Source organism: Micromonospora sp. NBC_01655 (assembly GCF_026339755.1).
Classification (GTDB): Bacteria; Actinomycetota; Actinomycetes; order Mycobacteriales; family Micromonosporaceae; genus Micromonospora.
On the sequence record NZ_JAPEQF010000001.1, the window covers coordinates 1,152,238 to 1,174,929 of the forward strand.

General features: G+C 75.5%; 20 protein-coding genes and 1 riboswitch. Of the genes, 9 read left to right on the top strand and 11 right to left on the bottom strand.

Going from position 1 to position 22,692, the window contains the following annotated elements:
* Positions 1-44: 44 nt before the first annotated feature.
* The 3 genes from OOK41_RS05485 to OOK41_RS05495 form a co-directional block, all read right to left on the bottom strand.
* Positions 45-290, bottom strand: a complete 246-nt coding sequence (locus OOK41_RS05485; RefSeq protein WP_165878008.1) for a hypothetical protein — start codon at positions 288-290, stop codon at positions 45-47.
* A 102-nt stretch (positions 291-392) separates the two neighbouring features.
* Positions 393-1,331: a GNAT family N-acetyltransferase gene (locus OOK41_RS05490; RefSeq protein ID WP_266263187.1), complete on the bottom strand. Its 939-nt coding sequence runs from the start codon at positions 1,329-1,331 to the stop codon at positions 393-395.
* 123 nt (positions 1,332-1,454) lie between these two features.
* Entirely contained in the window at positions 1,455-3,887 is a 2,433-nt protein-coding gene (locus OOK41_RS05495) for a S8 family serine peptidase (RefSeq protein WP_266263188.1), read from the bottom strand.
* 27 nt (positions 3,888-3,914) lie between these two features.
* Between OOK41_RS05495 and OOK41_RS05500 the strand changes: the two genes are divergently transcribed.
* Positions 3,915-5,783, top strand: a complete 1,869-nt coding sequence (locus tag OOK41_RS05500; RefSeq protein ID WP_117664883.1) for a glycerol-3-phosphate dehydrogenase/oxidase — start codon at positions 3,915-3,917, stop codon at positions 5,781-5,783.
* 111 nt (positions 5,784-5,894) lie between these two features.
* Here the strand turns inward: OOK41_RS05500 and OOK41_RS05505 are convergent, their stop codons facing one another.
* Complete coding sequence (locus OOK41_RS05505; RefSeq protein ID WP_117664884.1) at positions 5,895-7,295, bottom strand: FAD-binding oxidoreductase; 1,401 nt, start codon at positions 7,293-7,295, stop codon at positions 5,895-5,897.
* Positions 7,296-7,331: 36 nt separating this feature from the next.
* Here OOK41_RS05505 and OOK41_RS05510 point away from each other — a divergent pair, with 36 nt between their 5' ends.
* A complete protein-coding gene (locus OOK41_RS05510; protein WP_117664885.1) occupies positions 7,332-7,598 on the top strand; it encodes a DUF4031 domain-containing protein in 267 nt (88 codons plus the stop codon).
* A 107-nt stretch (positions 7,599-7,705) separates the two neighbouring features.
* Here OOK41_RS05510 and OOK41_RS05515 read toward each other — a convergent pair whose 3' ends face one another.
* Positions 7,706-8,368, bottom strand: a complete 663-nt coding sequence (locus tag OOK41_RS05515; protein WP_266263189.1) for a metal-dependent phosphohydrolase — start codon at positions 8,366-8,368, stop codon at positions 7,706-7,708.
* Between the two features lie 66 nt (positions 8,369-8,434).
* Here OOK41_RS05515 and OOK41_RS05520 point away from each other — a divergent pair, with 66 nt between their 5' ends.
* Positions 8,435-9,694 (top strand): aromatic acid exporter family protein, encoded by a 1,260-nt coding sequence (locus OOK41_RS05520; RefSeq protein ID WP_266267735.1) that lies wholly within the window; start codon positions 8,435-8,437, stop codon positions 9,692-9,694.
* Between the two features lie 7 nt (positions 9,695-9,701).
* Here the strand turns inward: OOK41_RS05520 and OOK41_RS05525 are convergent, their stop codons facing one another.
* Positions 9,702-10,961, bottom strand: coding sequence for an aminotransferase class V-fold PLP-dependent enzyme (locus OOK41_RS05525; protein ID WP_117664888.1), 1,260 nt, complete (start codon positions 10,959-10,961; stop codon positions 9,702-9,704).
* A 48-nt stretch (positions 10,962-11,009) separates the two neighbouring features.
* A riboswitch (SAM riboswitch) is annotated at positions 11,010-11,129 on the bottom strand.
* Between the two features lie 24 nt (positions 11,130-11,153).
* On the opposite strand from OOK41_RS05525, the gene OOK41_RS05530 reads away from it, so the two are divergent.
* Positions 11,154-12,644 (top strand): PrsW family intramembrane metalloprotease, encoded by a 1,491-nt coding sequence (locus OOK41_RS05530; protein ID WP_266263190.1) that lies wholly within the window; start codon positions 11,154-11,156, stop codon positions 12,642-12,644.
* An 18-nt stretch (positions 12,645-12,662) separates the two neighbouring features.
* On the opposite strand, the gene OOK41_RS05535 is transcribed toward OOK41_RS05530, so the two are convergent.
* Both OOK41_RS05535 and OOK41_RS05540 read right to left on the bottom strand, forming a co-directional pair.
* On the bottom strand, positions 12,663-12,830 hold the full coding sequence (locus tag OOK41_RS05535) for a hypothetical protein (RefSeq protein ID WP_165878010.1): 168 nt from the start codon (positions 12,828-12,830) through the stop codon (positions 12,663-12,665).
* Between the two features lie 133 nt (positions 12,831-12,963).
* Positions 12,964-13,311 (bottom strand): co-chaperone GroES, encoded by a 348-nt coding sequence (locus tag OOK41_RS05540; protein ID WP_117664889.1) that lies wholly within the window; start codon positions 13,309-13,311, stop codon positions 12,964-12,966.
* A gap of 142 nt (positions 13,312-13,453) precedes the next feature.
* Here OOK41_RS05540 and OOK41_RS05545 point away from each other — a divergent pair, with 142 nt between their 5' ends.
* On the top strand, positions 13,454-14,812 hold the full coding sequence (locus OOK41_RS05545) for an AI-2E family transporter (RefSeq protein WP_266263191.1): 1,359 nt from the start codon (positions 13,454-13,456) through the stop codon (positions 14,810-14,812).
* A gap of 73 nt (positions 14,813-14,885) precedes the next feature.
* Here OOK41_RS05545 and OOK41_RS05550 read toward each other — a convergent pair whose 3' ends face one another.
* Positions 14,886-17,048: an ATP-dependent DNA helicase gene (locus OOK41_RS05550; RefSeq protein ID WP_266263192.1), complete on the bottom strand. Its 2,163-nt coding sequence runs from the start codon at positions 17,046-17,048 to the stop codon at positions 14,886-14,888.
* A gap of 137 nt (positions 17,049-17,185) precedes the next feature.
* Here OOK41_RS05550 and OOK41_RS05555 point away from each other — a divergent pair, with 137 nt between their 5' ends.
* Positions 17,186-17,692, top strand: coding sequence for a DUF402 domain-containing protein (locus tag OOK41_RS05555; protein WP_117664891.1), 507 nt, complete (start codon positions 17,186-17,188; stop codon positions 17,690-17,692).
* Between the two features lie 22 nt (positions 17,693-17,714).
* On the opposite strand, the gene sigJ is transcribed toward OOK41_RS05555, so the two are convergent.
* Entirely contained in the window at positions 17,715-18,680 is a 966-nt protein-coding gene (gene sigJ / locus OOK41_RS05560; RefSeq protein ID WP_266263193.1) for an RNA polymerase sigma factor SigJ, read from the bottom strand.
* Positions 18,681-18,898: 218 nt separating this feature from the next.
* On the opposite strand from sigJ, the gene OOK41_RS05565 reads away from it, so the two are divergent.
* The 3 genes from OOK41_RS05565 to OOK41_RS05575 all read left to right on the top strand — a co-directional run bounded on the left by OOK41_RS05565 (position 18,899) and on the right by OOK41_RS05575 (position 21,648).
* Positions 18,899-19,855, top strand: a complete 957-nt coding sequence (locus OOK41_RS05565; RefSeq protein ID WP_117664893.1) for a PPK2 family polyphosphate kinase — start codon at positions 18,899-18,901, stop codon at positions 19,853-19,855.
* Between the two features lie 154 nt (positions 19,856-20,009).
* Positions 20,010-20,636 (top strand): DUF47 domain-containing protein, encoded by a 627-nt coding sequence (locus OOK41_RS05570; RefSeq protein WP_117664894.1) that lies wholly within the window; start codon positions 20,010-20,012, stop codon positions 20,634-20,636.
* Positions 20,637-20,640: 4 nt separating this feature from the next.
* Positions 20,641-21,648 carry an inorganic phosphate transporter gene (locus OOK41_RS05575; RefSeq protein WP_117664895.1) on the top strand — a complete coding sequence of 336 codons (1,008 nt, stop codon included), beginning with the start codon at positions 20,641-20,643 and terminating at the stop codon, positions 21,646-21,648.
* A gap of 44 nt (positions 21,649-21,692) precedes the next feature.
* On the opposite strand, the gene OOK41_RS05580 is transcribed toward OOK41_RS05575, so the two are convergent.
* The gene (locus tag OOK41_RS05580) at positions 21,693-22,661 is read right to left on the bottom strand and encodes a Gfo/Idh/MocA family protein (RefSeq protein ID WP_266263194.1); all 969 of its coding nucleotides are present in this window, start codon (positions 22,659-22,661) and stop codon (positions 21,693-21,695) included.
* Positions 22,662-22,692 lie beyond the last annotated feature (31 nt).

Here is a 22,692-nt window from a genome sequence, read left to right on the forward strand (position 1 = left end):
CCGCCGACACGGCCCGCCCCTTCCGTCGTCTGCCGGCCCGCCGGTCACGTCGGCAGGGGCCGCTGGTTGCGTCGCTTCCGGGGCCGGTCGTACGGCGGGTGGATGCGGATCGGCTCGTCCACCAGGACCACCGGCTCCTCGGCCGGGGGCTCCTCGGCCTCCGTCATCTCCGCGAGCTGCTCGGCGTCGCCGTAGTCCAGCCGGTCGAACGGCAGTTGTCCCGGGATCTCCTCGACCGGCACCCAGGTGACCGGCTGCGCGTCGTCGGTCTGCTCGTCGTCCGTGCTCATGACCGCCTCCTCTACCCAGACGGTAGGGGCCGTCGATGGGCCCACGCGGCCGAACGGCGCTATACAGGCCCATGCCCGATTCGCGGGCCCGGGGCGTCCCGCTCAGCCGGCGGCCGGCAGCGACTTCCGGTACAGGAAGAAGACCCGCTCGATCCGGGCCCCCGCGCTGCCCGAATAGAAGGGCACCGGGCCCACCCAGCCGATCTGGGCGGACTGCACCCCCTCGGCCCGCTGGTCGCGCAGGCACCGGCGCAGCAGCACCCCGCCGATCCCCGTGCCCTCCGCCTCCGGGGCGGTGCCCATCGGGCCGAACCAGCTCGGCCGGGACGAGCCCCAGGCTGCGAAGCCGAGGACCCTGCCGTCCCGTTCCGCCAGGTGCGCTCCGGCGCCGGGCCGCCCCAGCGAACCGGCCAGCTCGCCGTCCCACGCGCCGCCGAAGGTGGACCGGGCGAACGCGGCCAGCGCCGGCAGGTCAGCCGGGTCCGCGCGCCGCACCGTGACGCCCCGCCCGGCCAGCCGCCGCTCCGCCGGCTCCGTCGTCCGCAGCGCGGGCGACCCGTCGTACGACAGGTCGGCCGTCATGTTCCAGGCCGTACGGTCCTGGGCGTAGCCCAGCGCCAGCGCGGCGCAGACCGCCGGGGTGTACCGCACGTCGATCCCCGGCCAGGCGTAGTACGGCGGGTTGCCGGCCAGCAGCACCTCGGTCGCGCCCCGCCCGGCGAGGTCGCGCTCGGCCCGGGTCATCAGGGCCCGCCCGACGCCCCGGCGGCGCCGCTCGGGGGCCACCGCAACCAGGTCGACGTGCCCGACCCGGGGCTGCCCGCCGGAGAGCGAGGCGATCAGCACGCCGACCAGCTCCGTCCCGTGGTACGCGCCCAGCCCCAGCACCGTCCGGTCCGCCCTGGCGCGGGTGTGCAGGGCGTCCACCACGGCCGCCGCCTCGGCGGCGTCCTCCGGCAGGTCCAGCGCGCGCCGGCACAGGTCCACCACGACGGGCAGCGCGTCCGGGGTCAGCTCGGCCAGGGTGGTCTCCGCGTCCATGGTCGCCGACCCTAGATCACCGACGGCCCCGGCGCACCTGCCGGCGGCCTGCCGCCCCGGCGGAGCGGCGGCGGTGGCGAGGACGCCTCCCGCACCCCGTGCGCCGGCGAGCGGCCCCCGCGGTCACCCGCCGCGGGCGGCGCTGACAGCCGCGTACGCGTCGACGAGGCCGGCGCCGGTGATGTTCGCGTCGCCGCCGCAGGCGTCGGCCGGGTTGCGGGAGCGGTACGTCGCGCCGGCCGGGGTGGCGGTGTCCCGCAGGATCCGCCGGGTCCGGTCCAGGTCGCCCACCAGGGCCGGGTTCGCCGACCACATCAACGCCACCACCCCGGCCACCTGCGGCGTGGCCATCGAGGTGCCGTCCAGGGTGGCGTACGTGCCGCCCGGCATCGCGGAGAGCACCCCCACGCCCGGGGCGACCAGGTCGGGCTTGGTCGTGCCGGGCACCGGGCCTCGGCTGGAGAAGGCGGCGACCTCCCGGTCCCGGTCCACCGCCCCGACGGTGAACACGTCCGGATACGTCGCCGGCGGATCCTCGATCGACCCGCAGTACGGCCCGGTGTTGCCGGCCGCCGCGACGACGAAGATGCCGGCCGCGTCCAGGGCCGCCGTCGCCGGCCGCAGCGCCGCCGGGTCGCAGCCCTCGATGGGCGGGCAGCCCCACGAGTTCGTCAGCACCTGCGGGGCCCGCTCGGGCCGCCCGTCGGTGAACGGGTCGCCGCCGGTCGGGAACGGGGCCAGCATGAACTGGAGGCAGTCGAGGTAGCGGGCCGGGTTGCCGAGGTTGCGGTCCAGGTTCACGCAGCCGACCCAGCTCGCCCCCGGGGCCACCCCGATGCCGCCGCGCCCCACCGCGCTGCCCGCCGTGTGGGTGCCGTGCCCGCCCTGGTCGGTCGGTGCGGTCGTGTGGTCCCACGGGTCGTACCAGGAGTCGTCGCCGCCCCGGAAGCCGGCGGCCAGCGCGGGGTGCCGGCCGTCCACCCCGGAGTCCGAGCTGCCCACCACCACGCCGGTGCCGGTCACCCCCAGCCCGGACCACACCCGGTCCGCGCCGATCAGGGACACGTTCCAGGCCGGCCCGGCCGGCGCCGGCGCGTCGCCCCGGCTGGTCGGCGCGGCGGCCGGCAGCGGGCGCAACCGCTGGCTGACCAGCACCCGCGCCACCTCGGGCCGGCCGGACAGCCAGGTCCGCACGGCCGGGCCGCCGTCCACCTCGATCGCGTTGACCAGGTAGTAAGGCGTCGGGTCGAGCCGCAGCCGGGCCAGGTCGCGGCGCAGGCCGGGCTGGCTGCGCTCGGCTGTGGCGACGAGCCGGCGGTAGACCTCCCGGGCCCGGGCGTCCCGGCCGTCCCGCCCGGGCGCGCCGGCCGCGATCCCGCTCAGGTCGGCCTGCTCGCGCAGGACCACCAGCAGCCGCTCGCCGTGCAGGCCGGGCTGGCCGGGCCCGAGGTACACCGCCGCCGCCCCGGCCAGCAGGACCGCGGCGGTCGCCGCCGCCACCGGCCGGCTGGGCGTCCGGCCGCCCGGGCGGGCCAGCAGCACGCCGTACGCGACGGACAGCACCGCGGCCACCGCGAGCCCGGCGGCGGCGGTGACCGCCACCCAGTACGGCACGTCGCGGGTGGCCGCCAGGATGAGGGTGATCTCCTCCGGGTCGGCGAAGGCCAGCGGCCCGAACACGCCGAGCCCGACGAGCCAGCGCGCCGGGCCGGGCCCGGCGGGCCCGCCCGCGCGGGCGGCGGGGACCTGGAGGGCGGCCAGCACGAAGCCCAGCGGCGGCAGGGTCAGCAGGGCGGGCAGTTGCGCCCCGGACTGCCCGGTCCCGGCGGCGACGAGCAGCAGCGCCACCCCGGCGACCAGGCCGCCGACCAGCACCAGCCGGGCCGGCCGGGGCGGGCGGCCGACCGCGAAACGCGCCCAGAACCGGGCGTCGAGCAGCGCCCCGGCGAGGACGCCGACCGCCACCGCGGCGACCGCCGCGAGGACGGTCTCCAGCAGTCCTCCGAGCGCCCCGAGCCACGCCCAGGGCAGCACCGTAGCCACCCCGGCGGCCACCGCCAGCAGCGTCGCCGTCCCGTCCCCACCGGTGCCCGGCGGCGCCGGGACACGGCCCCGGGCGAGCCGGCCGAGCACGGCGGCGAGCAGGCCGGCCGCCACGGCCAGGGCGGCGAGGTACGCCTCGTGGTGCACCGGCGGCAGGGTGCGCAGCAGGGCGAGCGCGCCGAAGGCCAGCAGCCCGGCGAGCCAGGCCCGGCCGGTGGCCCGGACCGCCCCGGCGCGCGGCAGCAGGGCGAGCAGCAGCACCGGCAGGCCGGCCAGCAGGACGGTGCCGCCGGCGACCACCGGCCAGAGCCAGACCGCCCGGTCCAGCCCGCTGGCCAGCAGAACCTGGTCGGTCAGCCAGCCGACCAGTTCGGCGGGGACGGTGACCGCGACCGTCCAGCAGCCGACCAGCACCGCGGCCACCACGGGCCACGGGCCGGGGCGGGGCGGCGGCGGGCCCGGCACGGCCGGGGGGAAGGGCTGACCTGCGAACGGTGGGGGGCCGACCTCCATCCCCAGACAGTACGGCGTGATCACGACATGCCGCCGGACCGCCGGGACGGTTACCGTGGACGGGTGCGTGACCCCAACGTCTCCCGAACCCTCGCCGGTCAGCTCTCCCCGGCCCGCCGCGCGACCGACCTGCGCCGGCTGCGTGCCGAGCGGTTCGACGTCCTGGTCATCGGCGGCGGCGTCACCGGTGCCGGGGCGGCGCTGGACGCCGCCTCCCGGGGGCTGAAGGTGGCCCTGGTGGAGGCGCGCGACTACGCGGCCGGCACCTCCAGCCGGTCCAGCAAGCTGATCCACGGCGGCCTGCGCTACCTGGAGCAGTTGGAGTTCCACCTGGTCCATGAGGCGCTCACCGAGCGGGGGCTGCTCGCCACCCGGCTCGCCCCGCACCTGGTCCGGCCGGTGCCGATCCTGGTCCCGCTCCCCGCCGGCCGGGGCGTACGGGACATGCCGGCCCGCACCTTCCGCCGGTCCTACTACGGCCTCGGGGTGGCCGCGTACGACGCGTTCGCCGGGATCTTCGGGGGCGGCCGGGGGATGCCGCTGCACCGGCACCTCACCCGGGAGGGGGCGCGGCGGATCTTCCCCAGCCTGCGCGCCGACGCCCTGGCCGGGGCGATCCGCTACTACGACGGGCAGGTCGACGACGCCCGGCTGGTGGTCACCCTGGCCCGCACCGCGGCCAGCCTCGGCGCGACCGTGGTCAACAGCACCCGCGCGGTCGGCCTGATCCGGCAGGCCCGCGAGGTGACCGGCGTCCGGGTCCGGGACCTGGAGGCCCCGCCCGGCTCGCCCGACGCCGAGTTCGAGGTGCGCGCCCGCACGGTCATCGCCGCCACCGGCGTGTGGAGCGACGACATGTCCCGGATGCTCAACGACGTCGGGCTGCGCCCCGGGTTCCGGGTCCGGGCGTCCAAGGGGGTGCACCTCGTGGTGCCCCGCTCGGCGATCACCGGCGAGACGGGGCTGATCCTGCGCACCGCCACCAGCGTCCTGTTCGTGATCCCCTGGGGCGGGCACTGGATCATCGGCACCACCGACACCGACTGGCGGCTGGACCGGTCCCACCCGGCCGCCTCGGCCCGCGACATCGCGTACCTGCTGGACCAGGTCAACACGGTGCTGGACCGGCCGCTCAGCACCGCCGACATCGAGGGCGTCTACGCCGGGCTGCGGCCGTTGCTGTCCGGCGAGGCGGACTCCACCTCGAAGCTGTCCCGCGAGCACGCGGTGGTCGAACCGATGCTCGGGCTGTTGCTGGTCGCCGGGGGCAAGTACACGACGTACCGGGTGATGGCCTCCGACGTGGTGGACCGCGCGGCCCGCCGGCTCGGCGGGGTGCGCCCGTCGCGCACCGCCGACCTGCCGCTGCTCGGCGCGGACGGGTACGCCGCGATGTGGCGGGACCGGGCCGACCTGGCCCGCCGGCACGGGGTGCCGGTCGGGGTGGTCGAGCACCTGCTGGAGCGTTACGGCACCCTCGCCCTCGACCTGCTCGCCCTGGTCGACGCCGATCCGCTGCTGGCGTCCCCGCTGGCCGGGGCCCCGGAGTACCTGGCGGCCGAGGTGACGTACGCGGCCCGCGCCGAGGGGGCGCTGCACCTGGAGGACGTGCTGACCCGGCGTACCCGGATCTCCTTCGAGACCACCCACCGCGGCCTGGAGTCCGCCGAGCACGCCGCGGAGCTGATGGGCGCGGTGCTGGGCTGGGACGCCGTGACCCGGGAGCGCGAGGTCACGCACTACCGGGCCCGGGTGGAGGCGGAGCGGCAGTCCCAGCTGATGCCGGACGACGCGACCGCCGACGCGGCCCGGCTCGGCGCTCCGGACGTGCGGGGCTTCGCGGCGGACCGGGGCGCCGACGGCGATCCCGTCGAGCTTCCGTCGTCCCCCCGGTAGCCGGCCCCCTTCCGTCGTCCCCCCGGTAGCCTGCCCCTGACGGTGGCCGGGCCACCCGGACCGGCGCCACCCCGGCCGGCAGCGGCCGGGTCGGCCGTCGTGGACCGGGGCTCAGAGCACCTTGCCGGGGTTGAACATCCCGTCCGGGTCCAGCGCCGCCTTGATCGCCTGGTGCACCCGGACGCCCACCGGGCCGATCTCCCGGGCCAGCCAGTCCCGCTTGAGCAGCCCCACCCCGTGCTCGCCGGTGCAGGTGCCGCCCAGCTCCAGGCCGAGCCGCATGATCTCGTCGAAGGCCCGCCGGCCCCGGTCCAGGCTGGCCGGGTCGGCGCGGTCGACCACGATGTTCGGGTGCAGGTTGCCGTCGCCGGCGTGCCCCACCACGCCGATCGGGACGTCGCACTCCCCGGCGATCCGGGCCACCCCGTCCAGCAGCGCGGCGAGCGAGCCCCGGGGGACGGCCACGTCGTCGATGATCAGCCCGCCGTTCCCGCCCGGGTACGCGTCGGCGGCGAACCTCTCCATCGCCGGGTGGGCCAGCCGGCGGGCCTGCAACAGCGCCGCCGCCTCCACCGCGTCGGTGGCCGCGTACACCTCGTCGGCCCCGGCGGCCCCGCACACCTCGGCGATCCGGGCCAGGTCGTCGGCGGCCCGCGACCCGGTGTCCACGGCGGCGAGCAGCAGCGCCTGCGCGTCGGTGCGCAGCCCCATCGGCTGGTACGCCTCGATCGCCCCCAGGTGGGTCCGGTCGAGCAGCTCCAGCAGGCTCGGGGTGAGCCCCTTCGCGGCGATCTCCGCCACCGCCGCGCCGGCCTCCGCCGTCGAGTCGAAGACGGCGACGAGGGTGAGCGACTCCTCCGGGGCTGGCCGCAGCGCGACGGTCACCTCGGTGACCACGCCGAGGGTGCCCTCCGAACCGACGAAGAGCCGGGTCAGGTCGTACCCGGCGACGCCCTTGGCGGTGCGCCGGCCGGTGCGCAGCACCTCGCCGGAGGCGAGCACCACCTCCAGGCCGAGCACGTACTCGGTGGTCACGCCGTACTTGACGCAGCACATGCCGCCCGCGTTGGTGGAGACGTTGCCGCCGATGGTGGACGACTCCCAGGAGCCCGGGTCCGGCGGGTAGTACAGCCCCTCCCGGCGTACCGCGCCGGCCAGCGTCGCGTTCACCACGCCGGGCTGGACCACGGCGATCCGGCTCACCGGGTCGATCTCCAGGATCCGGTCCATCGCCACGGTGCTCAGCACGATCGCGCCGTCCACGGCGTTCGCCGCGCCGGCCAGCCCGGTGCGCGCCCCCTGCGGCACCACCGGTACGCCGTGCCGGGCCGCCGCCCGGACCACGCCGACCACCTCGTCCGTGCCGCGCGGGCGGACCACCACCAGCGGCGTCCCGGCGGCGCACAGGTCGGCCTCGTCCCGCTCGTGCATCCGGAGCAGGTCCGGGTCGGTCAGGACGGCGTCGTCGCCGAGCACGGTGCGCAGGTCGGCGAGGAGGGGGGAGGCAGCCATGCAGCAGAGGCTAACTCCCGGCTAGTTTTGGTGACCATGCTGTACCTGGACCGGCCTGCCTGGCCGGCGCGCGGGCGGCTCTGGTCCCATCTGATCAGCGACGTCTCGCCCGCCGAGCTGCACACCTTCGCCGAGGCGCTCGGCGTGCCCCGCCGCGCGTTCGACCGCGACCACTACGACATCCCCGCCGAGCGGTACGCCATGGCGGTGTACCTCGGGGCCCGGGTCGTCCCCAGCCGTGAACTGGTCCGCCTCCTCCGCGCCGCCAACCTCCGTCGCCCCAAACACCTCTCCCGCCCCTGACCCCCGCCCACCACCCCCGTCGATCTTGGACTTCGGGTGCCCGTTGCAGGACCCTTCGCGCCTTTTGTTAGGCACCGCAACTCCATGATCGCGGGCGATTGCGGGGGTCAGCGGAGGGTGGCGAGTTCGCGGCGGAGGTTGGCCCGGGCCGGGTGTTCCCAGCGGGCCGCCAGGGCGGGCAGCCGGTAGAGGGTGGGCAGGGCCAGCAGGCCGTCGAGCACCCGGGCCCGTCCGGCCCGGAAGTCCGGCTCCGGCACGTGTGCGTACTCCCGGCGGACGGCGGCGGCGTACCGGTCGTACTCGTCGGGCGGGCCGGCCAGCACGGCCAGGTCGGCGTCGCAGAGCAGCGCGCCGTCGCGGTCCCCGGCCGCCACCGCGTGCCCGGCGGTGAGCAGCACCAGCCGCCGCACCTCCGCCACCGCCCCGGCCGGCACCCCGGACCCGGTCAGCAGCGCGTCGGCGAGGTCGGCGCTGGCCCGCTCGTTGCCGTCCCCGCCGACGCGCGGATCGTAGACCGCGTCGTGGCACCAGGCGGCGAGCCGGACCAGGTCGGGGCTGCTGGCCAGTTCGGCGTGCGCGTCGACGACGTCGAGGACGGCGGCCAGGTGCCGGACGGTGTGGTAGTGCCGGTGCGGTTCCCGCCAGCGGGCCAGCAGCCCCGTCCCGGCGTCGGCCAGCGCCGGTGAGTCCCCGGCCCCGGCACCCCGGGCCGCCGCCCGCCACCTGTCGATCAGCTCCGCCGCTCCCCGGCGGCCGTCCGAGTCCGTCACCCGATCGAGTCTGCCGGAACGGGCGAGGATTCACCGCCCCCGCGGCGGGTAGTCCCCGCCATGGCCGTGGCCCGGGACCGCCGACCGTCGCTGCTGCGGCGTGCCAGCCTGCGCCGTGGCGCGGCCGACATCGACTCGGCGCGCATCGCGGCGGCGATGGAGCAGCTTCGCCACCGCGGCAGGGCCACCCTGCACGACCGGCTGCACCGGGTCCGGATGGCGACGGGCCTGGCCGTGCAGGCCGGGCTGGCCGCCGCGCTGGCCTGGATCGTCTCCCACCACCTGCTGGGCAACCCGCAGCCGGTCTTCGCGCCGATCTCGGCGGTCGGCACCCTGGCCGCGTCGGTCGGCCAGCGGCTGCGCCGGACCGTCGAGCTGATCGTCGGGGTGGCGGTCGGGGTGTTCCTCGGCGACGTGCTGATCTACTTCGTCGGCACCGGGGGCTGGCAGCTCGGGCTGGTGGTGACGGCGGCCATCCTGCTGACCATCTTCTTCGGCGCGAGCGTGGCGGTCGTCATCCAGGCCGCCGCCACCGCCGTGCTGATCGTCACGCTCAGCCCGTCCACCAAGGACCTGGAGATACCGCGCTTCATCGACGCCTTCATCGGCGGCGGGATCGCGCTGGTGGTGACGGCGGTGCTGTTGCCGCTGAACCCGCTGCGGGTGATCAACCGGGCCGCCCGGCCCGCGCTGGACCTGCTCGCCGACCAGCTCGACGTCGCCGCCGAGGCGCTGCGCAGGCGCGACCGGGACAGCGCCCAGCGGGCGCTGGAACGGCTCCGGGAGAACAAGGAGGAGCTGAGCACCTTCACCGAGGCGATCGAGGGCGCGAAGGAGACCAGCACCCTCTCGCCGGCGCGCTGGCACCGGCGCAGCGAGCTGACCCACTACGCCGAGGCGGCCGAGCCGATCGACCGGGCGATGCGCAACAGCGGCACCCTGATCCGGCGCTCCGTGACGATGATCGAGGACGAGGAGCCGGTGCCGGAGCCGATGCCGGATGCGGTCGGCCACCTCGCCGAGTCGGTCCGCCTGCTCCGCCACGAGTTCGCCGCCGGGGTGGAGACGGAGAAGGCCCGGGAGCGGTCGCTGCGCGCGGTCAGCGAGGCCGGCCGGGCGTACGCGCAGGGGGTCGGGTTCTCCGGCAGCGTGGTGATCGCGCAGGTGCGTACCACCGCCAGCGACCTGCTGGTCGCCTCCGGCATCGACCAGGCGGAGGCCAACCGGCTGATCCGGGAGTCCTTCGGCGAGCAGGAGAAACCGAACGCCGGCCCGGCCGAGAGCGGCGCCGCCCCGAAGCCGCCGATGGCCCCGCCGCTGGGTTGAGGGGCGCTCAGCCCAGCTCGGCGAGGGCGGTGAGCAGGCGATCGACGTGCTCCGGTGGGCTACCCAGGCCGATGCTGGCCCGCAGGGCGGTCGGCGGCAGGTCCCGGTGACCACTGCGCGCGGCGGCCTCGGCGAGCAGCCGGCGGGCCAGCGGGTGGGCGCAGAACAGCCCGTCGCGCACCCCGATGCCGTACCGGGTGGCCAGCTCGGCCGCGACCTCGGCCGAGTCCCGGCCGGCCAGCACGAACGAGACGATGCCCACCCGGGGCGCGTCCGGGCCGAAGGCGCGCAACTCCACCACGTGTGGCAGGGCGGTCAGGCCGTCCCGCAGCCGCGCCAGCAGCGCCTGCTCGCGGGCGTGCAGCGCCGCCCGGTCCGCGTCGGCCAGCGCCGCGCAGACCGCCGCGAGCGCGACCGCGCCGAGCAGGTTGGGCGTGCCGGCCTCGTGCCGGGCCGGGCCGGTGGCCCACCGTACGTCGTGGGTGGCGGCCCCGACGTGACTGGTGGCGCCGCCACCGGCCAGGTACGGCGGGGCCGCGTCCAGCCAGTCGCCCCGCCCGAGCAGCACCCCCGCGCCGAAGGGCGCGTACAGCTTGTGCCCGGAGACGGCCAGGTAGTCCACGTCCAGCGCGGCCACGTCCACCGGGGCGTGCGGGGCGAGCTGGGCGGCGTCCACCGCGATCCGGGCGGCGTGCCGGCGGGCCACCCGGGCCAGCTCGGCCACCGGCCAGCGCTCCCCGGTCACGTTGCTCGCCCCGGTCACCGCCACCAGCACCGGCGGGCCGGCGGTGGCCCCGCGACGCAGCTCGGTCAGCGCCGCGTCCAGCGCCCGGACCGCCTCGGCGGGGTCGGCCGGCATCGGCAGCCGCACCGAGCCGCGCGGCCAGGGTAGCAGGTTGGCGTGGTGCTCCCCGGCGAACGTCACCACCGTGGTCCCGGCGGGCAGGGCCCGGGCCAGCAGGTTCAGCGCGTCGGTGGTGTTGCGGGTGAACACCACGTGGTCGTCGGCGCGGGCGCCGAAGAAGTCGCCGATCGTCTGCCGGGCCCGCTCGTACGCCAGCGTGCAGCGTCGCGACAGCGCGCCGGCGCCGCGGTGCACGCTGGCGTACCAGGGCAGCAGCTCGGTCACCGCGTCGGCCGCGGCCCGCGCGCACGGCGCGGTGGCGGCGTAGTCCAGATTGAGCTGGCCCGGCACGCCGAGCACGTCGAGCGGTCGCGGCGTCGCCGGTGCGGTCGACGCGAGCGGGGGTACGAGGGTGACGGTCATGGCCCGACCTCCGGGGTTCGGGACCCCGGGTGACACCCACCGGGACGGGGTCCGCGCTTGCCCAGCGCCGGACGGGGCTGGGCCCGGTCATCACCCGGGGCACCCCACCGCGAACTCGACGAGGGTTGCCGGCCAGCAAGCCGGGGCTTGACGCTGGCGCTCGTGACCTGATGACAGGATAACGGTCGACCGATGCGGCCGGAACGGCCGGCGGGGGGTGACTACGCTGACGGGATGGCCGACACCCCGCCCGGCGGCGCCGCGTCGTCGTGGACCGCGCCCGACGTCCCTCCGCCGCCCGGTGGAGCCGCCCCCCGGATGCCGCTGCGCCGGCTGGGCTGGCGGCGGTTCCTGGTGCTGGCCCTGGTGGTGCTGCTGATCGCGGCGTGCGCGGTCTACATGCTCTTCGTGCTCGGCTCGAACCTGGGGCCGCAGGCGCTGCTGATCGGCGTGGTCGCCGCGATCCTGCCGGTGCCGGTGCTGGTCTCCTGCTTCCTGTGGCTGGACCGGTACGAGCCCGAGCCGTTGAAGTACCTGATCTTCTGCTTCGCGTGGGGCGCCTTCGTCTCCACGGCCGCCTCGCTGACCGTCAACGAGTTCTTCGCCGCCCGGTTCGCCGACTGGGAGCTGCCCAACGCGCTGACCGGGGTGCTGGTCGCCCCGTTCATCGAGGAGCTGACCAAGGCGCTCGGCCCGATCCTGCTGCTGGTCTTCCGCCGCCGGGAATGGTCCGGCATCACCGACGGCCTGGTCTACTGCGGGCTGTCGGCGGTCGGCTTCGCCATGGTGGAGAACATCCTCTACCTGGGCGGCTACGGCTACGCCTCCGGCGTCGACGAGTACGGCCCGGCGACCGGGGCCCAGCAGGTCATCGCGATCTTCATCGTCCGGATCCTGCTGTTCGGCTTCGCCCACCCGCTGTTCACCTCGATGACCGGCGTGGGCCTCGGCATCGCCGCCCGGACCGCCGACCGTCGGGTGCGCTTCCTCGCCCCGGTCGCGGGCCTGCTGCTGGCGATGATGCTGCACGGCACCTGGAACCTGCTGCCGTCGCTGGCCCAGGCCACCGGGCAGGCGATGATCGCCCTGTACGGCTACCTCGGGGTGATGGTGCCGATCTTCTTCGGCATGGTCGGGTTGGCGGTCTGGCTGCGTGGCTGGGAGGGGCGGCTGACCGAGCGCACCCTGCCCGACTACGTGCGGGCCGGGTGGCTGACCCCGCCGGAGGTGGCGGCGCTGGGCAGCCTGGGCCGGCGGCACGCCGCCCGGAGCTGGGCCCGGCGGGTGGCCGGCGACGCGGGGCTCAAGGCGATGCGCGGGTACCAGTTCTCCGCCACCCGGCTGGCGCTGCTGCGCGACGGGATGCGCCGGGGGCTGGACCGCAGGCCGGCCGACCGGGAACGGACCGTGCGGGAGGAACGGGAGCTGCTGGACGCGATCACCGCGTACCGGTCGTTCTTCGTCGGCCGGGACCCGCAGGCGCCGGTCGGGAGCTGGGACGGCCACCGCTACCACCTGCGGTTCCCCGACGGCTCGCACCGGCCGGTCGACGCCCCGGACGAGCCGGTGGTGCCGATCCCGGTGGTGCTCGCCCCGCCGCCCCCGGCCCACCCCGGGCCCTACGGCCCGCCGGGCTGGTACGGTCCCGGCCCGGCCGTCCCCTGGCCGCCGGGCGCCGCCTGACGGGGGCGGGTCGGCCGGTCAGGTCATCACGCCGGTGAGGAAGTCACCGATGCCCGTGGCCATCGCCATCAGGCCCGCCCCGATCGACTTGCACATCTGCGCCGCGCTGTCCGGCCGGAACGCCACGAAGTAGATCAGGAACGCGACGCTTCCCCAGAGGAACACCTTCTTCACGAACACCGGCACGATCCCTCCCCAGGGCGCTGGACGTGCCTGGCTTCCCGTCGCCGGCAGCCGCAAACGACGCGCCGTCGGGGTGGACGACGGGGGAGCCGGGACGAACCGGGGGGAGGGGAGCGGGAAGGGCCGGCCGGGGGCGTTACAGGTACAGGCCGGTCGAGCCGGTCGCCTCCGCCTCGACCCGCTCGGCGGCGACGGCGTGCACGTCCCGCTCGCGCAGCAGGACGTACCCCCGGCCGTGCAGCTCTACCTCGGAGCGGTCGTCGGGGTCGAAGAGCACCCGGTCGCCGGAGACGATCGAGCGGACGTGCGGCCCCACGCCCACGGCGGTCGCCCAGGCCAGTCGCTTGCCCACGGCGGCGGTCGCGGGGATCACGATGCCGGCGGTGGAGCGGCGCTCACCCTCGCTGCCGTCCACCTTCACGAGCACGCGGTCGTGCAGCAGACGGATCGGCAGGCCGGAGTCGAGGTTCTGGTCGGCGGTCACGACCGGAACGGTACCGTGTCCGGCCGGGCCGCCCGCCGGTGGTTACGCCGATGGCGGCCGGGGCAATGTGTGGCGGAACCGGCCTAGGCTGGGGCAGACGGACGTATCCTGTCCCCCCTGTCCTCCGGGCGGGTTGATTCTGATGCGGGAGGTGCGCTTGAGCCGCTTCGAGCGGGTACGCGGACGGCTCCGCCGCGCGTACGAGGCGGGCCGGCAGTCGGTGCGGCAGGCCCGCGCCGACCCGACCGGCCAGGCCGGCCCGACGGGCCACACTGCGGCGACGGACGGCGCCGACGCCCCGGGGGAACCCGGGGTGGCGTCCCCCACCGCGCCGGGCTCGGTGGCCCCGTCGTCGGCGACGGTGGTCGGCGTCGGGCCGCCCGCCGCGACGCACCACTCCACCGCCAGCCGCGACGACGCGGACGTGCCGCACGCCCTGCGGATCGCCGCCGCCTGGTCGTGGCGGCTGATCGTCGTCGGCGTCGTGTTCTGGGCGCTGCTGAAGATCGTCGCCACCATCAGCATCGTGATCATTCCGCTGGCCATCGCGCTGCTGCTCTCGGCGCTGCTGGCGCCGGCCGTCGGCTGGCTGCTCCGGGCGCGTTTCCCCCGCTCGCTGGCGACCGCGGTGGTGCTGGTCGGCGGCCTGGCCGCCGTCATCGGCACGCTGACGCTCGTGGTGAACGAGTTCATCAAGGGCGTGCCGGAGCTGAGCAAGAAGTCGTCCGAAGGCGTCCGGCAGATCCAGGACTGGCTGAAGACCGGCCCGCTGCACCTGTCCGACAGCCAGCTCACCCGGTACATCGACGAGGCGCAGGCCTGGATCAACAACAACACCGAGAAGTTCACCAGCGGGGCCGTCTCCACCGCGGCGACCCTGGCCGAGGTGCTGACCGGCATCGTGCTGGTGCTCTTCGCCACCTTCTTCTTCCTGCGCGACGGCAGCCGGATCTGGCGCTTCCTGGTCCGGCTGCTGCCGGTGGCCGCCCGGTGGAAGGTCGACGACGCCGGCCGGGCATCCTGGGAGACCCTGGGCGCCTACGTCCGGGCCACCGTGCTGGTCGCGTTCATCGACGCCGTCGGCATCGGCATCTTCCTGGTCATCTTCGACATCCCGTTCGCGTTCCCGCTGGCCGCGCTGGTCTTCCTCGGAGCGTTCATCCCGATCGTCGGGGCGGCGCTCTCCGGCGGGGTCGCGGTGCTGGTCGCGCTGGTCGACAGCGGCCCGGTCACCGCGCTGATCATCCTCGGCGTGGTGATCGGCGTGCAGCAGGTCGAGGGGCACATCCTCCAGCCGTTGATCATGGGCCGGGCGGTGGCCATCCACCCGCTCGCGGTGATCATCGGCATCGCGGCGGGCGTGGTGCTCGCCGGGATCACCGGGGCGCTGGTCTCGGTGCCGCTGATCGCGGTGCTCAACACCGCGGTCCGCCGGCTCGCCGCGCGTACCGTGCCGGACACCCCGCCGGACGCCGTGGTGGTCGCCGCGAAGGCGCCCTGACCGTCCCGTCGAGCCACCGGGCCCGTCCCCGCCGCTGCGCGGGGGCGGGCCCGTCTCTCCTCGAACGCGGGCGTCAGGATTTGCCGAGGCGTTCCAGGGCGCCCCGGGCGATCTCCGGGCGGGTGGTGTACCAGAACGGGGGCAGCGAGCGGCGCAGGAACGGGCCGTAGCCCCGCGCCGTCTCCAGCCGCGAGTCGAGCACCGCGACCACCCCCCGGTCCCCGGTGGCCCGGATCAGCCGGCCGACCCCCTGGGCCAACCGGACGGCGGCGATCGGCACGCTCACCGCCGCGAAGCCGGACCCGCCGCCCGCGTCCACGGCGGCGGCGCGGGCCGCCGCGAGCGGCTCGTCCGGACGGGGAAAGGGCAGCCGGTCGATCACCACGAGCTGGCAGGAGTCGCCCGGCACGTCCACCCCCTGCCACAGCGACATCACCCCGAACAGGCAGCTCGACCGCTCCTCGCGGAACCTCCGGACCAGCAGCGGCAGGGCCTCCTCGCCCTGGAGCAGCACCGGCAGGTCGGTCCGCGCCCGCAGCAGCTCCGCCGCCTGCTGCGCGGCCCGCCGCGAGGAGAAGAGCCCGAGGGTACGCCCACCGAGCGCGCCGACCAGCGCCAGCAGCTCCTCGCCGGCCGCCTCGGGCAGCCCGGAGACGCTGGGGCGGGGCAGGTGCGCGGCGACGTACAGGATGCCCTGCCGGGCGTAGTCGAAGGGCGAGCCGACGTCGAGCGAGCGCCAGCCCGGCCCCTCGGTCGCCGGGACGGTCCCGGTGGTGGGCCGGCTGCCCGGCGCGGCGGCGACCGGGACGGTGCCGGGCGGGGCGTCACCGCGGGCCGTGGCGACGGCCAGCGCGGCGGCGGCCGGGGACGGCGGGGCGGGCGGTGGCGCGTCCAGCCCCAGCGCCCGGGCCACCGTGTCGAACCGGCCGCCCAGCGCCAGGGTCGCCGAGGTGGCGACGACGGTGCGCTCGTCGTACAGGTGGGTGGCGAGGGTGCCGGCGACCGAGAGCGGGGCCACCACCAGCGCCCGGCGGCTGCCGTTGTCCGGCTTCTCCACCCAGGCCACGTCGTGCTCGGCCTCCTCCAGCAGCCGCTGGGCGGTGCCGGACAGCTCGTCCAGCACCGCCTTGGCCTGCTGCTTGCGGACCGGGTCCGGGTCGTCGGACTTGACGTCGCCGATCGCGTCCAGGGCGGCCCGGGTGGCCGCGTCGAGCAGCGTGCACGCCTCGCGCAGCGGCCCCGGCAGCCCGGCGGTGAGCCGGCCCGCCGGCACCTCGGCCAGGCCGACGGCGAGGGCGTCGCCGGCCTCGGTGAGCCGCTCGGCGACCTCCGGCCGGAGCAGCGGGCGGGCCCGCCGGGTGGACCGGTCGATCAGCTCCGGCACCAGCTCGGCCTGGGCGGCGGAGGAGACCCGGTCGGCCAGCTCGTGCGCCTCGTCCACGATGAGCAGCTTGTGCGGCGGGACGATGTGCCGCCCGGCGAGCATGTCGACGGCGAGCAGGCTGTGGTTGGTGACCACGACGTCGGCCTCGCGGGCCCGGGCCCGGGACGCCTCGGCGAAGCACTCGGCCCCGAACGGGCAGCGGGACGCCCCGACGCACTCCCGGGCCGGCATGGAGACCAGCCGCCACGTCTGGTCGTCGACGCCCGGGTCCAGCTCGTCCCGGTCGCCGGTGTCGGTCTCCAGCGCCCAGTCCCGCAGCCGCTGGACCTGCTTGCCGATCCGGCCGGCCTCGCCGAGCCATCTTCCGCCCCCGCCCCCGGCCCGCGGCTCCACCGCGTCGAACAGCGTGTCCGTCGGCTCGTCCTCGGTCGAGTTGTCCAGCCGGGCCAGGCAGAGGTAGTGGTGCCGCCCCTTGAGCACCGCGAAGGTCGGCCGGCGGCCGAGCAGCGGCTCCACCGCGTCGGCGAGCCGGGGCAGATCGTGCTCGACGAGCTGGGACTGCAACGCCAGGGTCGCGGTGGAGACCACCACCGGACCGTCCACTGTCAGCGCCGGGGCCAGGTACGCCAGCGACTTGCCGGTGCCGGTGCCGGCCTGCACCAGCAGGTGCTCGCGGGAGGTCACGCACTCCTCGATGGCGGTGGCCATCTCCTGCTGGCCGGGGCGGGCCGCCCCGCCGGGGACCGCGCCGACCGCCGCCGCGAGCAGCTCCCCGGCGCTCGCCCGCTTCCCGCGCCGCCGGGACGCGCTGCGGGGGAGGGCGGAACCGGGAGCGGTGCGCGGCGGAGTCACCGTGCGACGGTACCCGCCGCCGCCGACGCCGGGCACGCCCCGCCCCGCGTGGCGGCCTCACCCTACGGAATCCCACGGGCCGCATCCGGTTACTTCTCCCGCGCGACCGATGGGCGGTATCGACTAGGGTGCGACTCATGCCGAGCGACGTGGTCCGCGTGATCTACCGCAAGTACGACGGCAGCGCCCACCGCGACTACCCGGCCCGCCGCCTGGCCGAGGACGACCTCGGCGTCTGGCTCGGCGTGCCGGCCGGGACGGAGTCGGTCTACCACGGCCGGCCCTCGGTGGAGCAGATCCCCTTCGTGCTGCTGGTGCCGCGGCACGCCTGGTGGACGGGGATGTTCAACCCGCCGCCGCGGACCAGCGAGGTCTACTGCGACATCACCACCCCGGCCCGGTGGGAGGGCGGGGACACGGTCCACCTGTTCGACCTCGACCTGGACGTGGTGCGCCGCCGGGGCACCGGGCTGGTCGAGCTGCGCGACGAGGACGAGTTCGCCGAGCACCGGGAGCGCTTCGGCTACCCGGCCGACCTGGTCGCCGAGGCCGAGGCCGCGTCCCGCCGGCTGCTGGTCGCGCTCGGCGACGGCAGCGAGCCGTTCGCCACGTCGTACCGCAAGTGGCTGGCGCTGGTGGTCTGAGTCCCGCGCCGCCGGCGGCGGGTCACCAGCGCGGCGGCCAGTCGGCCCCGGCCCCGAGGTCGGGCAGCCGGGTGAGCTTGTCCGGGTTGAGCTGGTTGAAGATGCCGGTGATCCGCCCGTCGTGCACGGCGAACGCGGTGACCAGGCGCTGCCGCCGGCCGTCGGGGTGCGCGATCTCGAACTGCAACCCGAGCGACCCGGCCACCAGCACCGGCCGGGCCCGCACCCGCCCGCCGTAGCGGCCGGCCTGGCCGAACAGGCCCAGGGTGAACCGGCCCACCGCGTCGGCGCCGGTGACCGGCCGGCGGGCGGCCGGGAAGTGCCCGCCGCCGTCGCCGATCAGCACCACGTCGGGGGCGAGTACCCGGACCAGTTCGGCCAGCTCGCCCGACTGGGTCGCCGCGACGAACGCGGCGACCACCCGCCGCTGCTCGGCCAGGTCGGCGGTGTGCCGGGGAGCATCCGGGGCGGTGATCGCCCGGCGGGCCCGGGAGGCGAACTGCCGGGCGGCCACCACCGTGACGCCGAGCATCCCGGCGATCTCGTCGAACGGCACCGCGAACACGTCGTGCAGCACCAGGGCGACCCGCTGCTCGGGGCTGAGCCGTTCCAGCACCACCAGCAGGGCGGTGCCGAGCCGGTCGGCGCGGACCGCCCGCTCGGCGGGGTCGGGGGCGAACCCGTCCGGGGCCGGCCCGGGGTGGTACGGGCCGACGAGCGGCTCGGGCAGCCACTGCCCCGGGTACGACTCCCGGCGTACCCGGGCCGAGCGGAGCACGTCGAGGCAGATCCGCCCGCAGGTGGTGGCCAGCCAGGCGGCGAGGTTGCGGACCTTCGCCCGTTCGGCCGGGTCGCCGAGCGCCCCGGCACAGCGCAGCCAGGTCTCCTGGACCGCGTCCTCGGCCTCGCTCCGGCTACCCAGCATCCGGTAAGCCGCGGCGGTCAGCCGCCCCCGCTCCGCCTCGAACTCGTCAACCAACTCCCCCACCCCACCCACCCCCTCCGTCCCCCATCCTCCCCTCCCTCCCCACCCACCCCCACCCACCCCACCCTCGATCATGGACTTGTGGTGCCCCGCAAAGTTCGCGTGAAGGGGCACGTCGGGCACCACCGCTCCATGATCGGCGGAGGGAGGGCGGGGAGGGGGCGGGGGAGGGGGCGGGGAGTTGGCGAGCGGGTTGGGGTGACGTGGGTGATGATCCGGTGATGGAACTGTTCGGTGGGACGGAGGTCGTGGCGCCGGAGGGCGGCACGATGAGGGGGCTGCTGCGGGTGGGGGACGGCTTCGCGGACCTGGGGACCGTCGATCCCCGGTCGACGCCGGGGCTGCCCGGCGCGGCGGGCCACGGCGGTGACCGCAAGGCGTGGGCGCGGCGGCAGGTGGGACTGCTCGGCGTGGGGCTGGGGCGGCAGCAGGAGATGCTGTACGCCGCCGCGACGGGCGCGGCCGGCCCGGACGCGCCCACCAGCGCCCCGACGACCGCTGACACGGGCCTGGAACGGGGTCGCCCCGGGCGGGTGCTGCTGGTGCTCCAGGCCATGGACTGCGGCGGCAAGGACGGCACGATCAAGCGGGTGGCCGGCGCGATGAATCCGCTCGGGCTGCACATCCGCTCGTTCGGCCCGCCGACCGCACAGGAGCGGCGGCACGGCTTCCTGTGGCGGATCCGGCGCGCGCTGCCGCCGCCCGGGTACGTCGGGATCTTCAACCGCTCGCACTACGAGGACGTGCTGATCGCCCGGGTGGAGTCGCTGGTGCCGGAGGCCACCTGGCGGGCCCGGTACGACGAGATCAACGCCTTCGAGCGGGAGTTGACCGACGCCGGGGTGGGGCTGGTCAAGGTGCTGCTGCACATCTCGTACGCCGAGCAGGGGCAGCGGCTGCTGGAGCGGCTGACCGACCCGGCCAAGCACTGGAAGTACCGCCCGAGCGACCTGGACTCCCGGGCCCGCTGGGACGACTACCAGGCCGCGTACGCCGAGGCCCTGGCCCGGTGCGACACGGACGCCGCGCCCTGGTACGTGGTGCCGGCCGACCGTAAGTGGTACCGGGACTGGGCGGTGGCCCACCTGCTCCGGGAGACGTTCGACGACTTGGATCTGGGGTACCCGGCGGCGGACTTCGACGTGGCGGCGGAGCGCAGGCGGTTGTGCGGCGATTGACCGGATCAAGGTGAACAGCAGGTGAACGACCAATGAATGGCGGCTGGCCGGGGGTGGGCCGGCGAATTGGCGGTTCTGCCGTTTCCTAGCATTCCCACTGCAGGCACCCCCGGGGCGTCCGCCACCCTTCCACCGACACGACGAGGTCCAGGCTGTGAAGTTTTCCTTCCGCCCCACCGAGGGCGCCTTCTACGAGCTCTTCACCAGGGCCGCGCAGAACCTGGTGCGGGGTACCGAGCTGCTGAACGAGCTGGCGCTGCCCGGCGTGGACGTCCAGTCGGTCAGCGAGCGGCTCACCGAGGTCGAGCACGACAGCGACCAGATCACCCACGACCTGTACAAGAAGATCAACTCTACCTTCATCACCCCGTTCGATCGCGAGGACATCTACCGGCTGGGTTCGCTGCTCGACGACGTGATGGACCACCTGGAGGCGGTGGGCAACCTCCTCTACCTGTACGGCCTGACCAAGCTGCCGGCGCTGCCCCGCGAGCTGCACGAGCTGGTCAACGTGCTGGACCAGCAGGCCAAGCTGACCGCCGAGGCGATGCCCCGGCTGAAGTCGATGAAGGACCTTGAGGACTACTGGATCGAGTGCAACCGGCTTGAGAACGACGGCGACCAGATGTACCGGATGCTGCTGGTCCGCCTCTTCTCCGGCGAGTACGACGCCCTGACCGTGCTCAAGATGAAGGAGGTCGCCGACGAGTTGGAGGCCGCCTGCGACGCCTTCGAGCACGTGGCCAACACCGTCGAGACCATCGCGGTCAAGGAGTCCTGATCCTGTGAGTCCCGAACTCATCGCCGTGCTGGCGGTGATCGCGGTGGCCCTGGCGTTCGACTACACCAACGGCTTCCACGACGCCGCCAACGCGATCGCCACCAGCGTCTCGACCCGCGCCCTGACCCCCCGGGTCGCGCTCGCCCTCGCTGCGGTCGGCAACTTCGTCGGCGCCCACTTCGGCGCCGGCGTCGCCAAGACCGTGGGTGACGGCCTGGTCACCCTGCCCACCGGGGTCGCCAGCCTGGGAGTGGTCTTCGCCGGGGTGCTCGGCGCGATCGCCTGGAACCTGATCACCTGGTACTTCGGCCTGCCGTCGTCGTCCTCGCACGCGCTGTTCGGCGGCCTGGTCGGGGCGACCCTGCTGGCCGCCGACGGCGTGGTGCAGTGGGCCACGATCGGCGAGAAGGTCCTCCTGCCGATGGTGCTCTCGCCGATCGTCGGCCTGACCCTGGGCTACCTGTTGATGCTGGCGATCCTGTGGATCTTCCGCAACGGGCAGCCGGGCAAGCTCAACCGGGGCTTCCGCTGGGCGCAGACCGCGTCCGCGGCGGCCATGTCGGTCGGCCACGGCATGCAGGACGCCGCGAAGACCATGGGCATCGTGGTCCTCGCCCTCTACACCGGTGGCTTCCAGAGCGACAAGACCCACATCCCGGGCTGGGTGTTCTGGACCTCGGCGGCCATGCTGGCGGCCGGCACGTACGCCGGTGGCTGGCGGATCATCCGGACCCTGGGTCGCAAGATCATCGACCTGGGCCCGCCGGAGGGCTTCGCCGCCGAGACGGTGGCCAGCGCGGTGCTCTACTTCAACGCCCTGGTGCTCAAGGCCCCGATCTCCACCACCCACACGATCACCTCGGCGATCATGGGCGTGGGCGCCACCAAGCGGCTCTCCGCCGTGCGCTGGAACGTCGCCGGCAACATCGTGCTTGCCTGGATCATCACGTTCCCGGCCGCGGCGCTGATCGCCTGCATCACGTACCTGCTGGTCCGCCCGCTCTTCGGCTGACGGGCGTCCGGAGGGCCCCTGCTTCGGCGGGGGCCCCTCCCTCCTCACTTGTAGTGCACGCCGATCTGCTCCCGGACGGCGTCCAGCAGGGCCATCACCTCAAGGGTGGTGGCGTGCGGGACCAGCGGGCTCTCGGTCAGCCCCTCGGCGAGGCAGCGCTGCACCTCGGCGGCCTCGTACTGGTAGCCGCCGCCGGTCAGGTCGGCGGGAATCGTCTCCGGGTCGGCCCCGGCCCGGTGCAGGGTCGCCGACGGCGGCCGGAAGAACGGGTCGGGCAGGTCGATCCGGCCGGTGGTGCCGGTGATCGAGGCGACCAGGGGGGTGGCCCCGATCATGCCGCAGCTCAGCGTCGCCACCGCCCCGGAGTCGTAGCCGAGGACAATGCCGGTGTTCTCGTCCACCCCCTCCGGGCCGAGCTTCGCCCACGCCCGGACGTGCTGCGGGACGCCGAGCAGCAGGTGGGCCAGGCTGACCGGGTAGACGCCCAGGTCGAGCAGGGCGCCGCCGCCGAGCGCCCGGGCCCGCATCCGGCTCTCCGGCGCGAACGGCCCGGCCGCCCCGAAGTCCGCCCGCACGCTGGTGACCTGCCCGATCGCCCCGTCGGCGATCAGCTCCACCACCCGCAGGATCAGCGGGTTCGTCCGCATCCACATGGCCTCCATCAGGAAGACCCCACGGGCGCGGGCCGCCTCGACAAGCTCGGTGCTGTCCGCCAGGTCGAGGGTGAACGGCTTCTCCACCAGCACCGCCCGACCGGCGGCCAGGCAGGTCATGGTGGCCTCGTGGTGCGCCGCGTGCGGGGTGGCCACGTAGATCGCGTCCACCTCGTCGTCGGCGGCCAGCTCCGCCCAGGAGCCGTACGCCCGTTCCGCGCCGTGCTTGTCGGCGAACCGCCGGGCGCCCTCCGGCGTCCGCGAGCCGACCGCCACCAACTCGGCCCCCGGCACCAGCCGGAGGTCCTCGGCGAAGCGGCCGGCGATGTGGCCGGTGGCCAGAATCCCCCAACGTGTCATGCGTTCACGCTAGTCGGGGGGCGGTCCGGCC

Excerpts from the sequence above, each read along its gene's own strand:
- OOK41_RS05490 (WP_266263187.1), bottom strand. The coding sequence starts at position 1,331 with ATGGACGCGGAGACCACCCTGGCCGAGCTGACCCCGGACGCGCTGCCC.
- OOK41_RS05545 (WP_266263191.1), top strand. The coding sequence starts at position 13,454 with ATGCGGGAGGTGCGCTTGAGCCGCTTCGAGCGGGTACGCGGACGGCTC.
- OOK41_RS05510 (WP_117664885.1), top strand. The coding sequence starts at position 7,332 with ATGCTGTACCTGGACCGGCCTGCCTGGCCGGCGCGCGGGCGGCTCTGG.
- OOK41_RS05495 (WP_266263188.1), bottom strand. The coding sequence starts at position 3,887 with ATGGAGGTCGGCCCCCCACCGTTCGCAGGTCAGCCCTTCCCCCCGGCC.
- OOK41_RS05530 (WP_266263190.1), top strand. The coding sequence starts at position 11,154 with ATGCGGCCGGAACGGCCGGCGGGGGGTGACTACGCTGACGGGATGGCC.
- OOK41_RS05505 (WP_117664884.1), bottom strand. The coding sequence starts at position 7,295 with ATGGCTGCCTCCCCCCTCCTCGCCGACCTGCGCACCGTGCTCGGCGAC.
- OOK41_RS05485 (WP_165878008.1), bottom strand. The coding sequence starts at position 290 with ATGAGCACGGACGACGAGCAGACCGACGACGCGCAGCCGGTCACCTGG.
- OOK41_RS05580 (WP_266263194.1), bottom strand. The coding sequence starts at position 22,661 with ATGACACGTTGGGGGATTCTGGCCACCGGCCACATCGCCGGCCGCTTC.
- OOK41_RS05500 (WP_117664883.1), top strand. The coding sequence starts at position 3,915 with ATGCCGCCGGACCGCCGGGACGGTTACCGTGGACGGGTGCGTGACCCC.
- OOK41_RS05565 (WP_117664893.1), top strand. The coding sequence starts at position 18,899 with ATGGAACTGTTCGGTGGGACGGAGGTCGTGGCGCCGGAGGGCGGCACG.
- OOK41_RS05525 (WP_117664888.1), bottom strand. The coding sequence starts at position 10,961 with ATGACCGTCACCCTCGTACCCCCGCTCGCGTCGACCGCACCGGCGACG.
- OOK41_RS05555 (WP_117664891.1), top strand. The coding sequence starts at position 17,186 with ATGCCGAGCGACGTGGTCCGCGTGATCTACCGCAAGTACGACGGCAGC.